A 14,970-nucleotide genomic window follows, 5' to 3' on the forward strand; every position below is an offset into this window, starting at 1 on the left:
CGTCTATGGAATTTGAAGAAAACCTGCTACAAGCAGTCGACATTGCGCGCCAGGCGCCGTCTTCGCACAACTGCCAGCCATGGAAGCTGGTGCACATCGAAGACAGGCGGATGCGGGCGCAACTGTTGCCGGCACATGCTTGGCCGGAGCACGAGCAGTTGCTGCTGCTGGGCATCGATCGCCAGCGTACGTTGAGAGCACTACCCAGTCTTACGCTGGAAATGCAGCTCAGTTGCGGCATGTTCCTCGGCTTGTTGAGCGCGGCCTTCGATGCGCTGGGCTTTCACTGCAACTGGCACTGGCTGGATATGCTGGATACGCAGGCCCCGGCAGCCATGCCGTTCTTGCAATCGCTGGAACAACGGTATGGCTGCCGGGGCCTGGTGTTGCTTGCTCTGCGGCCGCAGCACGTTCCAGATGCCACGGCATTCGCCGGGTTGCAAGACAGCGTCCGGCAGCGCCGTACTCATCGCGCGCCGTTTGCCGAGGGCAGTTGCAGTGACATGGTGCTCGCGCAATTGCTGGAACGGAACTGGCCGGAACAGCTGACCGGGGACCAACTGCATATCCGGGTGGAACGCAGCCCGGCCTTCATTGCCCGTGCCGCCGGTTTGGTACGGCAGTTCGCGGCGCTGGACTTCTCCAGCTACCGCGCATGGAAGGAAACCTACCGCTACCTGCATTTCGATCCGCGCAAGCCGGCCGAGGACGGTTTTTATCTGCATAGCCTGATGGGACCGATGTCGCCGTTGCGTACGCGCATCATGCAATGTGTGCTGGCGCCGGAGGTCATGCAAGTGCTGCGCATCGTGCGCGTGCCGCACAACATGGCGGCGCAACTGGCGGCGCTGGTTGAGGACTCAGCGCAACTGCTGTTGTGTAGCCTGCCGTCGGACGACGTTGCATCGACGGTGATGGTCCAGGCCGGCGCGCGCCTGATGGAAGTGTGGCTGAACGCGCAGCGGCTCGGACTTGCGCTGCACCCGCTCAGCGTGATGCTGCAGCACGACCGGGCGCGCGGCGAATTGCAGCGCCTGGCCGGCGGCGACCGGCGCATCGTTTTCTTCGCGCGCCTCGGCGCGATCAGGCAGCGGCACGGCGAATGCCTGCGTAGGCCGCTCGCCGCCATCATTGAAACCCACGGCGAGACAGTCTGATCCTCCAGCCACAAGTTAGGCCGGACCGGCCCGCAGCGGCGCCGCTGCCGGCTGGGCCGCCGCCATCCTTGCGTGCGCCAAGCGGTACAGCACCGGCAACACCAGCAGCGTCAGCAGCGTCGACGACAGGATGCCGCCGATCACCACCGTCGCCAGCGGCCGCTGCACCTCGGCGCCGGTGCCCAGCGCCACGGCCATCGGCACGAAGCCCAGCGCCGCCACCAGCGCCGTCATCAGCACCGGCCGCAGGCGGGTCAGGGCGCCCTCGCGGATCGCTTGGTCGAGCGTGCGGCCCTGCTCGCGCAGGCCGCGGATGATGGCGATCAGCACCAGGCCGTTGAGCACCGCCACGCCGGACAGGGCGATGAAGCCGACCGCCGCCGAGATCGACAGCGGCAGGCCGCGCAGCCACAGCGCCGCCAGGCCGCCGGTCAGCGCGAAGGGGATGCCGGTGAACACCAGCAGGCCGTCGCGCACATTGTTGAACATGGCGAACAACAGCAGCAGCACCAGCAACAGCGCGGCCGGCACCACCAGCTGCAGGCGGCTGGCGGCTGACTGCAGGTTGTCGAACTGGCCGCCCCATTCGGTCCAGTAGCCGGGCGGCGCCGGCACCTTCTGCGCCACCAGGCGCTGCGCCTCGGCGACGAAGGAGCCCATGTCGCGGCCGCGCACGTTGGCCGAAACGACCACGCGGCGCTTGCCGTTCTCACGGCTCACCTGGTTCGGCTGCGGCGCCAGGTCGAACTCGGCCACCTCGGCCAGCGGGATGCTGCGGCGCACGCCGTCGGCGCCCGGCGGCAGCGGCAACGGCAGGCGCTTCAAGGCGTCGATGTCGTTGCGCAGGTTTTCCGGAAGGCGCACCACGATGTTGAAGCGACGGTCGCCCTCGAACACCACGCCGGCCTCGCGCCCGCCCACCGCCACCGCCAGCAGTTGTTGCACCTCGGCCATGGCCAGGCCGTAGCGGGCGGCGCGTTCGCGGTCGACCCGCATGGTCAGCATCGGCAGGCCGCTGGTCTGCTCGACCTTCACCTCGGCGGCGCCGGGAATGTCCTGCAACACGGCGGCCATCTTGCCGGCGGTCTGCTGCAGCTGCTCCAGGTCGTCGCCGTACAGCTTGAGCGCGACATCGCTGCGCACGCCGGAGATCAGCTCGTTGAAGCGCAGCTGGATCGGCTGCGAGAACTCGTAGCTGTTGCCCGGCAGCTTGTTGGCGGCCTCCTCGATGGCTGCGATCAGCTCGTCGCGCGTGCGCCGTGGCTCGGGCCATTGCGACTGTGGTTTGAGCATGATGTAGCTGTCGGCGGCGTTGGGCGGCATCGGGTCGGTGGCCACCTCGGCCGTGCCGATGCGGGCGAACATGCGGTCGATCTCGGGGAACTGGCGCACCAGCGTCTGCTCCAACTGCTGCTGCATGGCGACCGACTGGCTCAGGCTGGTGCCGGGCACGCGCAGCGTCATCACCGCCAAGTCGCCCTCGTTCAGGCTGGGCACGAACTCGCTGCCCAGCCGCGTCACCAGCAGCGCCGACAGCAGCACCGTGGCGGCGGCGCCGCTCAGCACCACCGCCGGATTGGCCAGCATGGCCTCGAGCACCGGCGCGTACAGGCGGCGGGCGCGGCGCATCAGGCCGTTCTCCTTCTCCGCCACGCGTTCGCCGATGAACAGGGCGACGGCGGCCGGCACGAAGGTCAGCGACAAAATCATCGCGCCGACCAGGGCGATCACCACGGTGTAGGCCATCGGCTGGAACATGCGCCCCTCGACCCCGCTCAGCGCGAACATCGGCAGATAGACGATCATGATGATGAACTGGCCGAACAGCAGCGGCCGGCGGGCCTCGCGGGCGGCGCCGCGCACCTCGTCGAGGCGCTCGGCCAAGGTCAGCGGCCGCCCCAGCTTTTCCTGCGCGTGGGCCAGGCGGCGCACGCAGTTCTCGACGATGACGACGGCGCCGTCGATGATGATGCCGAAGTCCAGCGCGCCCAGGCTCATCAGGTTGGCGCTGACGTGGTTGCCGACCATGCCGCTGAAGGTGAACAGCATCGCCAGCGGGATCACCAGCGCGGTGATCAGCGCCGCGCGCATGTTGCCGAGGAACAGGAACAGCACGGCCACCACCAGCACCGCGCCCTCCAGCAGGTTGTTGCGCACGGTGGCGATGGCCTTGTCGACCAGCACCGTGCGGTTGTACACGGTGGGCGCGTAGACGCCCGGCGGCAGGCTGCGGTTGATTTCCACCATCTTCTTGTCCACGGCGGACGAGACGGTGCGGCTGTTCTCGCCAAGCAGCATGAAGACGGTGCCCAGCACCACCTCGCGGCCGTTCTCGGTGGCGGCGCCGCTACGCAGCTCGCGCCCCAGCGTCACTTCGGCCACGTCGCGCAGGCGCAGCACCGCGCCGTCGTTGTTGCCGACCACCACGTTGCGCAGCTCCTCAAGCGAGCTCAGCTGTCCCGGCGCGCGCACCAGCAATTGCTCGCCGCGCTTCTCGATGTAGCCGGCGCCGACCGTGCCGTTGTTGCGCTCGACCGCCGCCAGCAGGTCGGCCAGCGCCAGGCCGTGCGCCGCCAGCCGTTCCGGCAGCGGGGCGATCTGGTACTCCTTGGCGTAGCCGCCGATGGTGTTGATCTCGGTCACGCCGGGCACGTTGCGCAGCTGCGGCTTGATGATCCAGTCCTGGATCTCGCGCAGGTCGGTCGGGCTGTACGGCGTGCCGTCGGCCTTGCGGGCGCCGTCGCGCGCCTCCACGGTCCAGAAGTAGATCTCGCCCAGGCCGGTCGAGACCGGCGCCAGCGTCGGCGACACGCCGGCCGGCAGCGCGTTGCGCGCCTGTTGCAGCCGCTCGTTGACCAGCTGGCGGGCGAAGTACAGGTCGGTGCCGTCCTTGAAGATCACCGTCACCTGCGACAGGCCGTAGCGCGACAGCGAGCGGGTCTGTTCCAAATGGGGCAGGCCGGCCATCGCCGTCTCGATCGGCAGCGTGATGCGCTGCTCGGCCTCGAGCGGCGAGTAGCCGGGCGCGGCGCTGTTGATCTGCACCTGCACGTTGGTGATGTCGGGCACGGCGTCGATCGGCAGGCGCTGGTAGTTGTAGACGCCGGCGGCGGCCATGACCAGCACCAGCAGCAGCACCAGCCAGCGCCGGGCGATGGAAAAGTCAATTATGCGTTCAAACATGGATCATTCCTCTCAATGGCCGGCTTCGTCGGATTTGCCTTGCTCCGACTTGATGAGGAAGCTGCCGACCGCCGCGTACTTGGCGCCCGCCGACAGGCCGGAAACAATGTGGATCAGCTTGCCGTCGCTGGCGCCCGTCACCACCGGCTGGGCGACGAAGCCCTCGGCCGTGCGCACGAACACCACCTGGCGGTTCTCGACGGTTTGCAGCGCGCTCAGCGCCACCGCCACCGGCGCCGCCACCGGCGCGGCGTTCACCGTCACCGTGGCGAACTGTCCAGGGCGCCAACGGCCCTGCGGATTGGCCAGCAGGATACGCGCGGTCGCCGTGCGCGTCTGCTCGCCGAGCAGGGCGCTGACGTAGGCCACCTTGCCGTGCGCCACGGTGGCGGCGTCGGCGCCTTCGGCGGCGCGGCCCGGCGCGGTGGAGCTGGCGGTGGTGGCGGCCGGCAGGGCCACCTCGACCGTCGCGCCCGGCTTCACCGTCGCCAAGTCGCGCGCCGGCACGGCGACGTCCAACCACAGCGTGCCCAGGTCGGACAGGGTCAGCACGTCGGCGTCCTCCTTGACCGGCACGCCGGCGCTGAGCCGGCGCTCGACCACGGTGGCGTCGAAGGGCGCGCGCACGCTGTAGCGGTTCAGCCCGCCAGCGGCGCCGGCCGCCTCGTCGACGCCCAGCGCGGCCAGCTTTTGCCGGCTGCTCAGGGCGTTGATCTCGGCCTCGCGTAGCGCTTGGCGCGCCTGCAAGTAGTCCTGCTCGGCCGAAATCTTTTGCTCCCACAACTGCTGCTCGCGGGCCAGGGTGCTGCGCGCCAACTCCAAACGGCGCTGCGCCGTCAGGCTGTCGCCGCGCAAATCGGCCACCGTGCCGCTGTTGATGACGGCCAGCACCTGGCCGCGCTTGACCTGCTGGCCCAGGCTGACGGCCACGCTCTCGACCATGCCGGCCACGCGCGGCACGATGTGCGCGCTGCGCTCCTCGTTCATGCGCACCTCGCCCTGCAGCTGCACGCTGGCGACGATGCTGGCCGGTGCGGCGCTGGCCAGCGTGATGCCGGCCGCCTTGATCTGCGCCTCGCTCAGCGCGACCTTGCCGCCCACCAGTTGCGGCGCGGCGGCCTCGGCCTGGTGGTCGTCGTGCTCCAGCCCGGCGGCGGGCGCGGACTTGCCGCCCCACAAAATCAAACTGCCCAGTACGACGGTGGCGGCGGCAATGGCGGCGATGGCCGTGGTTTGTTTCTTGTTGATTGATGGTGAGAATTTCATGGCTGCTCCGCAGTCGGGGTATCGGGGGCGCCGCCCAGCAGACCATGCAGGTCGGCGTAGGCCAGGCGGATGTCGGTCAGGGCGCGCAGGTAGCCGCTCTGGGCGTCGAACAGGGTGCGCTGGGCGTCCAGCACTTCGAGGAAGCTGAACTTGCCGAACTCGAAGCCCTTGACGGCGGCGGCATAGGCGCTGCTGGCGCCGGGCAGGATCTCGTCGCGGTATAGCTGCGCCTGTTCGGTGGCGCCGCTCCAACTGCCGTGCGCCGCCTGCAACTGGCCGTGCAGGCGCACGGCGGTGGCGTCCAGTTCGCTGCGCGCCTGTTCGCTGCGGCTGGCGGCGGCCTGCACATTGCCTTGGTTGCTGTCGAACAGCGGCAGCGGCACGGACAGGCCGAATATCGCCTGGTTGCGGCCCAGCTCGGCATTGCGCTTGGCGCCCAGCAGCAGCGTCACGTCCGGCGTGCGGCGCGCCTTTTCCAGGCGCAGCTCGGCCTGGCTGCGCGCCAACTCGCTGCGCGCCCGCGCCATTTGCGGCGCCCGTTCCAGCCGCGCCGTCAACTGCGCCAGCGTGGGCAGCGGCGCCGGTTCCGCCATGGCCGTCTCGACGCTGGCGAACGGCGCTGTCGTCGCGCCCCAGTTGGCGGCCAGCTTGCCGCGCGCCCGCAGCAGCTCGGCCTTGGCTTGGCTCAGCTCCAGGCGGACGCCGGCCTCGGCCACGCGGGCCTTGCTTTCCTCCACCGGCGAAATTTTGCCGGCGGCGACACGCTTGGCGGCGGCCGCGCTGGCCTGGCGCGCCAGTTCCAGCGTCGCCAGAGCCAGGCGCGAGCGCTCCTGCGCCAGTTGTACCTGGGCGAAGTCGGCCATGACGGCGCCGGCCACGTTGGCACGACGGGCGGCCAGGGCGGCGTCGGCGCCGTCGCGGCCCAGCGCGGCGACGGCGACACGGGCGGCGCGCTTGCCGCCCAGTTCCAGCGGCTGGCTCCATTGCAGCGTGGTGCTGCGGGTGGCCGCCTGCTGGTCCTCGACCAACAGCGACAGCTCGGGGTTGCGCGCCGCGCCGGCCTGGCGCAGCGCGCCGTCGGCGGCGCCGAGCTCATGCGCGGCTGCGGCCAGCTCGGGGCTGGCGCGCAAGGCCAGCGCCAAGGCGTCGGCCAGGCCGAGCACGCTGCCGGCCGTGGCCGGCGGCGCGGCCGGGGCGGTGTTTGGGGGCGCCGACAGCAGCGTCGGCGGCGAAGTTGGGGTGGGCGCGTTGGCGCCCTGTGCGGCCGCCGGCAAGGCGAGCATGGTCGCCAAGCCCAGGGGCCAGAATACTGTTTGCATCGAATTCTCCGTGTATGACAGACGAGGGAATCCGGCACAGCGGACCGTGCGCGCACGGCTCTACAGCTGTGGCGACAGTAACAACATCAGGGAGGTGGGGCCGCTTGCCGGGTCAGACGGCAGGCTGCCATTGCGGCCGTTCGGGGCGCGGCGAGGCGTGGGAGGCGAAATGGACGCGCGCCGAGGCGACGGCGGCGCTGTCTTCCGGCTGCTGCGCCAGCTTGCGCACGGCCGGGGCGGACATGATGCAAATGCTGCCCAGGAAGCACAAGGCGCAATGGGCGTCGATCGGCGAATTGACGCTGCTGTGCTGTTTGGACAGGTCCAGGCTCAGGTCCAATTGTTCCTGCGCCTCGACGGAGCAGGGCTGGTGGCGCGTGGTCCGATCGAAGCCGCAGCACAGGTCCACCGCCGCCAGGGTGACCTGGCACGGTAGGATCAGCAACAGCAAAATGATCAGGAAACGGCGCATGGGCGAGATTGTAGCCGCATTGTCGCCGCCGCGCCACGTTGCCGACCGGTCGGCGCCGCGCTTAAGGCCATCCTAAGTCGGCGCTGGCCGCCTTACTTGGCCAAATCGATTTGCCAAAAGCCGTTCTTGCCCACGCTCTTGTGCGCCAGGAAGGCCGAGGGCAGGGCGATGTGCAGCGCGGCGGCGCGCTCCGGGTCGATCAGCACGGTCGGCGTCTCCTGCCGCAGGATAGGCAGCACGTCCGGCTTGGTGCGGCGCTTGAGGATCTTGCTGGCCTGGATGCCGGCAAGATTGCCCACCTGCGTGAAGTCGGAGCCGACATACAGCACCGCGCCCGGCACCCGCACCATGGCCAAGGTGACCACCGGCAACTGGTGGGCGGCGCCGAAGTCGCCCAGGTCGGTGGCCGCCTCGTAGCGGTGCAGGCCGTAATAGGTGTCCAGCGGCACGGCGAACATCTGCACGCCCTGGCCCTGGTTGTACAGCGACTTGAGCGTCGGCACGATGCTGTCGTTCTTGCTGACCAGGCGCGAACTCACCGCCATGCCGGCCTGGCCGGCGCTGCTGACGGCGGCGGCGACGTGGGCGACACCGTTCTCGTCGTCGGTGTGCACCATGCCGATCCGCCTCACCTCGGGGAACAACTGCTGCACCACCTTCACCGACTCGGCCATGTTGCTGTACAGCGTGGAGCCGGTCACGCCCGGGCCGGCGTCGCTCAGCGAGACGCAGCCGGCGTCCTGCGGATTGGCCACGGCGGTAAACACCAGCGGAATGTGCGCGTCCTCGACGATGCCACGGGCGTATTTGGTGGCCGGCGTGCCGATGGTCAGCACCAGGTCGGGCTTGGCCTCGACGATGCGGGCCGCCTCGTTGCGTATGCGCAGCAGCACGCCGAGCCGGCTCCAAAAGCCGCCTTTTTCCATGTCGAAATCGATCTTGACGCGGTGCACGCTCAGGTTCTTGCCCTCGATCAGTTCGTTGCTGCGCAGCGCGGCCAGGAAGCCGTCCAGCGATTCCTGAAAGGGCTCGATGTCGGTCACCTGCAGCACCTCGATCTTGAAGGTACGGGTGTCCTCCATCGTGTCGGCGGCCAGCGGTTCGAAGGCCAGGGCGGGGAGGGCGGCGAACGCCAATGTGCAGATTGCGGCGATTTTTTGCATGGTTGTCCGAGTTGTTCTAAGCGGTGGGCGGGAGGCCGGACGCGGCGTCGCCTTGGTGGAGCGCGCCGGCGGCCGTTGTGTTGATTAGACCAGACAAACATGCAACTAAGGCAAGGTGCGACTAGCCCTGGCGAGCCAATCGGCACGTCTGGCGGGCCAAGCCGGCGCCGTCCCGCCGGGCGCGGCGGCGCGGCTGCGGTGCTGCTTGGCGGCGGTGCGTCATTTCCGCCACAAAACGGGCGGCATTGCCGGCCGATGTGGGATTTGGTGAGAATCGCCAGTCGCCGCTTTGCTACCATGGCTGGCCGCCTCGGAAACGGCCGCGCACCCCGCAGAAAAATCCTACAGAAACGCCAGGAGATAGCCATGAAAAAACTCGTCATTCCCGCCGCGCTCGCCCTGTTCGCATGCGCCTACGCCACTCCTGCCCTGAGCGCCGACAAGCACGAGGGCAAGCCAGCCCACTGGAGCTACAGCGGCCACGCCGACCCGGCCCACTGGAGCGAGCTGCAGCCGGACTTCGCCTCCTGCAAGCTGGGCAGGGAGCAGTCGCCGATCGACATCCGCGACGCCGCCAAGGCCGAGCTGCCGGCGCTGGGCTTCAGCTACGCCGCCGGCCGCGCCGAGGTGGTCAACAACGGCCACACCATCCAGGTCAACGTCGGCGACGGCAACAGCGCCAAGCTGGGCGGTTCCGACTACAAGCTGCTGCAATTCCACTTCCACACGCCGAGCGAGGAAAAGGTCAACGGCAAGGCCTATCCGCTGGTGGCCCACATGGTGCACAAGAACGCCGAGGGCCAGCTGGCCGTGGTGGCCGTGCTGTTTAGCGAGGGCAGGGAGAACCCGGTGCTGAAGAAGGTCTTCGCCAGCATGCCCAAGCAGGCCGACGCCAAGGCCGAGCTGGCCGAGCCGCTCAACCCGGCCGACCTGCTGCCGCCGGCGCAGGGCTACTACGCCTTCATGGGCTCGCTGACCACGCCGCCGTGCAGCGAGGGCGTGCGCTGGCAGGTGATGAAGCAGCCGGTGCAGATGTCCAAGGGCCAGCTGGCCGCCTTCCGCAAGCTGTATCCGATGAACGCGCGGCCGGTGCAGGCGCTCAACGGGCGCAGCCTGCAGCAGAGCCAGTAGGCCAGCCGATCGACGCCCGCGCCCGCGCCGCCCAGGCGCGTGCGGGGCGCCCCGCCCGACTGCATTCATGACAGCTGCACCTCGTTGTGGAATTCCAGCTTGAACGAGGTCCAGTCGTCCCGTTCCAGCTCCAGGGCGGAGCGCAGGTGCTTGGCCAGGGCGCTGCTAGCCCGCCGCGCCGGACGCGGCGGCGCCCTCGAGCTCGGCGGCCAACTGCTCGATCGCCCCCAGCGCGGGCGGTATCGCCGCCAACACCGAGCCCAGCGCGACCCAGCCGTCCGGCACGGCGGCCGTTTCGGCCGCCGCCGCCAAGCCGGCCAACTGTTCGGCGCCGACCGTGCCGGCCAGACCCTTGAGCACGTGCAGCAGCGGCCGCGCCGCCGCCAGGTCCTGCCGCTCGATGGCGCCGAGCAGCAGCGCGCCGATGCGGCCGGCCTCGCCGGCGAAGTCGCGCAGGGCCAACAGATACAGCTGGCTCAGGCCGCCCATGCGCTTCAACGCGGCGCCGCCGTTCAGCACGGCGACCTCCCTCGGCGCGGCCGGTCCGCCGGCGGCGTCGCTGCCGCCTGCGCCGCTAGCGTCGCCGCCACCGGCGCCGTCCGGTCCGTGGGCCAGGATGACGGCGACCAGTTGGTCCAGGTCGAAGGGCTTGCCGACATGGTCGACCATGCCGGCGGCCAGCGCGGCGGCGCGGTCGCTGGCCAGGGCGTTGGCCGTCATGGCGACGATGGGCGGGGTGCGCCAGCCCAGCAGGGCGCGGATGGCGCGGGTGGCGTGGTAGCCGTCCATGTCCGGCATCTGGATGTCCATCAGGATCAGGTCGGGCGGCGCGCCGTCGCGCACCGCGTCGATGGCGGCCTGGCCGCAGTTGGCCAGCGCCACCTCGGCGCCCTCGTAGCCGAGCAGTTCGCGCGCCACCTGCTGGTTGGCCGGGTTGTCCTCGACCAGCAGCAGGCGCAGGCCGTCCAGGCGGCGCCGGGAAGGCGCCGGCTGGGCCGCCGCGGTGGCGGCCGGCGCGCTGCGGCGTTGGCCCAGTTTGGCGTCGGCCACGGCGTCGAACAGCATCGAGGCGGTCACCGGCTTGACCAGCACGCCGTCCAGCGTGGCGCCGGCCGCTTCATGCTGGACGGGTTGATCGTGTTGTTTTTGCGCCAGCATCTCGCGGTCGTAGGCGGTCACCATGATGATCAGCGGGCCGGCGCCGGCCGGCAGCATTTGGCGCAGCCGCACGGCGGTGTCCCAGCCGTCGAGCTGCGGCATGCGCCAGTCGACGAAGATCACGTCGTAGGGCCGCGCCGGGCCGCGCCGCGCCAGCGCGGCCAGCGCGGCGGCGCCGTCGGCGGCGGTCTCGACCAGCCAGCCGAAGGACTGCGCCATCTCGGCCAGCACCTGGCGCGCGCTCGGGTTGTCGTCGACCACCAGGCAGTCTAGCTGCTGCAGCAGGGTCGGATCGGCCAGCAGCGCGGCCGGCGTGGCGGCCGGCTGCAGCACCACGACGAACTCGAACACGCTGCCCAGGCCGGGCGTGCTGTCCACGCTGAGCTCGCCGCCCATCAGGCGCACCAGGCGCTGGCTGATGGCCAGGCCCAGGCCGCTGCCGCCGTAGCGCCGCGCGGTCGAGGCCTCGGCCTGCGAGAAGCCCTCGAAGATGCGCTCGCACTGCTCGGCCGAGATGCCGATGCCGGTGTCGCGGATGCTGAAGGCCAGCCGCAGGCCGGCCTCGTCGCGCGCCAGCAGGCGCACCGACAGCAGCACCTCGCCGTGGGCGGTGAACTTGATGGCGTTGCCGCTCAGGTTGAGCAGGATCTGTTGCAGCCGCAGCGCGTCGCCGCTGACCCACTTGGGCAGCGCCGGGTCGATCTGGAACAGCACCTCGACGTCCTTGTCGCCGATGTTGGCCGAGAGGATCACCGACAGGTCGCGCAGCAGCTTGTCGACGCTGAACGGGTGGCAGTCGAGCGTCAGCTTGCCGGCCTCGACCTTGGAGAAGTCGAGGATGTCGTTGAGCAGGCTGAGCAGCGAACGCGCCGCCGCCTCGGCCTTCACCGCGTAGTCCTGCTGGCGCGGCGCCAGCGCGGTCTGTTGCAGCAGTTGCAGCATGCCCAGCACGGCGTTCATCGGCGTGCGGATCTCGTGGCTCATGTTGGCCACGAACTCGCTCTTGGCGCGGCCGGCCGCCAGCGCCGCGTCCTTGGCCTGCGACAGCTGGACGTGCGCCTCGCGCGCCGCCGTGATGTCGGTGCTGCTGCCGACCCAGCACAGCAGCCGTCCGGCCGGGTCGCGCTGCGGCAGCGCGTGGTGGTCGAACACGCGCCAGGCGCCGTCGGCGCGGCGCAGCCGGCAGTCGCAGCGGAACTCGCCGCCGGCCGCCAGGGCGGCGGCCCAGGCGGCGTCGATGCGGCCGCGGTCGTCGGCGTGCAGGATGTCGAACCAGGCGGCGCCGGCCAGCAGCGTGACCGTGTCGATGCCGGTGAAGTCCTGCCAGTGGTGGCTGAGGAACTCGAAGCGGCGTTGCGGCGTCAGCGTCCAGACCATCTGCGGCAGGCCCTCGGTGAGCGAGCGCCAGCGCTGCTCCGACTGGGTCAGCGCCGCCAGCGAACCCTGCAGCGCCTGGTCCTTCTGCAGCAACTGCTGCAAGGCCTGGCCCTGCCGGCGCAGTGCGGCGCGCACCCCCAGCAGCAGGCCGCCGGCCAGCACGTACAGGGCGGCCAGGAAGATGGCGTCGTCGCGCGCCTCCTTGCGCCAGGGCGTCAGGAAGTCCTGGTTGGCCAGGCCCACCACCACGAAGATCGGGTAGCCGCCGATGCGCTCGACGCTGACCACGCGCTCGCGGCCGTCGCGCACGCTGACCGCGCTGTAGGTGGCGCGCCGCTGGCCGCTCGCCAGGATGCCGCCGGTCTCGGCCGACAGCGCCACCTGGCTGCCGGTCTGCATCGCGCTGGACTCGGGATAGCGGTGCAGCACGCGGCGCTGTTGGTCGATCAGGATGATGACGCCGTGCTCGCCCACGTTGAGCGAGGAGAACAGCTCGGTGATGCGCGAATTGTTCAGGTTGACATAGGCGGTGCCGCCGAAGCCGCCGTCCGGCAGTGTCAACGCGTACATCAGCGGGAACACCCACTCGCCCGAGATGCGCGACTTGACCGGCACGCCGAACACCAGCTCGCGCTCGGTCTTGCTGCGTTGGTAGAACTCGCGGATCGACAGGTTTTGCGGATTGGCCAGGTCGATCTTCTCGCCGTAGATGACGCGGCCGTCGCGGTCCGAGCCGCGCACCGCGTCGGCCTGCGGCAGGCGCTCCTTCAGGCCGCGCAGGAAGGCGCTGAAGGTGGCGTCGTCGAAGCGCCGCTCGCTGTGCAGGGTGCGGAACTCGCTGGCGGCGCGGCGCATCGCCAGGTCCACCTCCTGGAAGTGCGAATGTAGGAAGTTTTCCAGCGAAATGGCCAGGTTGCGCGAGGTATCCTCGGCGTTGCCCTGGTAGCGCTGCTGGCTCTGGTACAGATTGTGCAGCACGAAGGCGCTCACCAACACCAGCACGGCGAGGACGGCGGCCACCAGCAGGGCGAACAGTTTGCTTAACTTGCGCAAGGTGTCGACGGTCATGTTCGAGGGCAGTGGGGGGGGGTGAGGTACACATTAACATTGCTGGAAGGATTTGTAATCCCTTGTTTTGGCGGCGCCGCCACACGCTTGGCATATACTTGTTGCACCTTTAATCTTTCATCTGGACAAGAATCGATGACGCCGCCCCCCATCCCGCAGCGCCCCGCCATACCCGACGCCACCGCCCTGAAACAGCTGTTGGAGCGGGGCGAGCGCAGCGCCGCCGAGTTGTTGCGCCAGCATCTGGCCCGGCTCGACGCCACCCAGGGCGCGCTCAACGGCGCCACCCAGGTGTTGCGCGAGGAGGCCGCCGAGGCGCTGCGGCAAGCCCGGCCGGGGCCGCTGGCCGGTCTGCCGTGCTCGGTCAAGGAAACCTTCGGCATCGCCGGCCACAGCATCACCGCCGGCTCGCGCCGCATGACGCCGCAGCCGCAGGCGGTCGACGCCGCCGTGGTCGCCAAGCTGCGCGGCGCCGGCGCCATCGTCATGGCGCGCAGCAACGTGCCCGAGTTCGCCATGACCGGCGAGACCAGCAACCCGCGCTACGGCCGCAGCAACAACCCGCTCGACCCCAGCCGCGTGGCCGGCGGCTCGAGCGGCGGCGAGGGCGTGCTGGTCGGCTCCGGCGCCAGCGCCTTCGGCCTCGGTTCGGACATCCTCGGTTCGATCCGCATCCCGGCGGCCTTCTGCGGCCTGGTCGGCTTCAAACCGGCCTCGGGCGCCGTCGACGGCGCCGGCACCTGGCCGCAAATCGACGGCCACAGCGCCAGCTGGCTGGGCATCGGTCCGATCACCCGCAGCGTGCGCGACGCCAGAATGGTCTACCAGGTGATCGCCGAGCGCGCGCCGGCGCCGCCCGCGCCGCTGGCCGGCCTGCGCCTGATCGGCCCGGCGAGCTTTCCGTACAAAAACGACAGCCCCTGCATCGATGCCGCCCTGGCGGCGGCGCAGAGCGCGCTGGGCCTGGCCGGCATGCGGCCCGAGGCGGCGTCCTTCGGCGACGTCGGCAAACTGTTCTTCCGCATGCCGTCGATGATCTTGCACGACGCCGCGCCATCCTGGCAGGCGCTGCTCAGCACATCGCAGGCGGGCCGCTTCAACGTCTGGGGCGAGGCGCTGCGCCAGCTCACCGGCCGCGCCAGCATCGACCCCGGCCTGTTCATGTGGATGTTGCAGGGCGCCACCTTGGGCCAGTTCATCAAGCCGCGCGGCGCCGCCCAGCTGGCCCGCCTGGTCGCCACCTTCGAGGCGGCGCGGGCGCACTATCGCGGCCTGCTCGGTGCCGACGGCATCCTGCTGCTGCCCACGCTGGGCCTGCTGGCGCCCAAACATGGCGGCATGAACCGCAAGACCCTGCGGCCCGGCCCGAACGGCTTGATGACGCCCATCACCTTCTGCAACTACTGCGACCTGCCGGCCATTGCCGTGCCCGCCTGGCGCCACGCCGACCCGGCCAGCGGGCTGGCACCCAGCGTGATGCTGGCCTGCGCGCCCGGCGCCGAGGGCCATCTGTTCGACGCCGCCGCCGCCGTCGAGGCCGCGCTGAACTAGGGAATGGGGAGAATTTCCCCTGAGCAATTATATTGTTTATTGGTATCGTCAAAAGCGAAAACCAAACGGAACTATTTCGCAAATGAAGTATAATAGTGCCGAATGGAAATACTATTTCCCCCCTA

The 14,970-nt window shown here is 69.9% G+C and carries 9 protein-coding genes; 3 read left to right on the forward strand and 6 right to left on the reverse strand.

What is annotated here, in order from left to right:
- Positions 1 to 5: 5 nt before the first annotated feature.
- The gene (locus BM252_RS21315) at positions 6 to 1,157 is read left to right on the forward strand and encodes a nitroreductase family protein (protein WP_093389678.1); all 1,152 of its coding nucleotides are present in this window, start codon (positions 6 to 8) and stop codon (positions 1,155 to 1,157) included.
- Positions 1,158 to 1,172: 15 nt separating this feature from the next.
- Here the strand turns inward: BM252_RS21315 and BM252_RS21320 are convergent, their stop codons facing one another.
- The 5 genes from BM252_RS21320 to BM252_RS21340 form a co-directional block, all read right to left on the reverse strand.
- Positions 1,173 to 4,340 (reverse strand): CusA/CzcA family heavy metal efflux RND transporter, encoded by a 3,168-nt coding sequence (locus BM252_RS21320; protein ID WP_093389679.1) that lies wholly within the window; start codon positions 4,338 to 4,340, stop codon positions 1,173 to 1,175.
- Positions 4,341 to 4,352: 12 nt separating this feature from the next.
- The gene (locus BM252_RS21325) at positions 4,353 to 5,606 is read right to left on the reverse strand and encodes an efflux RND transporter periplasmic adaptor subunit (protein WP_093389680.1); all 1,254 of its coding nucleotides are present in this window, start codon (positions 5,604 to 5,606) and stop codon (positions 4,353 to 4,355) included.
- Positions 5,603 to 6,925 (reverse strand): TolC family protein, encoded by a 1,323-nt coding sequence (locus BM252_RS21330; protein ID WP_093389681.1) that lies wholly within the window; start codon positions 6,923 to 6,925, stop codon positions 5,603 to 5,605. The genes BM252_RS21325 and BM252_RS21330 overlap by 4 nt, the downstream gene beginning before the upstream one ends.
- Before the next feature lie 112 nt (positions 6,926 to 7,037).
- Positions 7,038 to 7,397, reverse strand: a complete 360-nt coding sequence (locus BM252_RS21335; protein ID WP_093389682.1) for a hypothetical protein — start codon at positions 7,395 to 7,397, stop codon at positions 7,038 to 7,040.
- A gap of 92 nt (positions 7,398 to 7,489) precedes the next feature.
- Positions 7,490 to 8,560, reverse strand: a complete 1,071-nt coding sequence (locus tag BM252_RS21340; protein WP_093389683.1) for an ABC transporter substrate-binding protein — start codon at positions 8,558 to 8,560, stop codon at positions 7,490 to 7,492.
- A gap of 366 nt (positions 8,561 to 8,926) precedes the next feature.
- On the opposite strand from BM252_RS21340, the gene BM252_RS21345 reads away from it, so the two are divergent.
- Positions 8,927 to 9,691, forward strand: a complete 765-nt coding sequence (locus BM252_RS21345; protein WP_093389684.1) for a carbonic anhydrase — start codon at positions 8,927 to 8,929, stop codon at positions 9,689 to 9,691.
- A gap of 165 nt (positions 9,692 to 9,856) precedes the next feature.
- Here the strand turns inward: BM252_RS21345 and BM252_RS21350 are convergent, their stop codons facing one another.
- Positions 9,857 to 13,294: a response regulator gene (locus BM252_RS21350; RefSeq protein ID WP_093389685.1), complete on the reverse strand. Its 3,438-nt coding sequence runs from the start codon at positions 13,292 to 13,294 to the stop codon at positions 9,857 to 9,859.
- Between the two features lie 135 nt (positions 13,295 to 13,429).
- On the opposite strand from BM252_RS21350, the gene BM252_RS21355 reads away from it, so the two are divergent.
- Positions 13,430 to 14,845, forward strand: coding sequence for an amidase (locus BM252_RS21355; protein ID WP_093389686.1), 1,416 nt, complete (start codon positions 13,430 to 13,432; stop codon positions 14,843 to 14,845).
- Positions 14,846 to 14,970: the final 125 nt, after the last annotated feature.

This window comes from Rugamonas rubra, assembly GCF_900114705.1.
Lineage (GTDB): Bacteria > Pseudomonadota > Gammaproteobacteria > Burkholderiales > Burkholderiaceae_D > Rugamonas > Rugamonas rubra.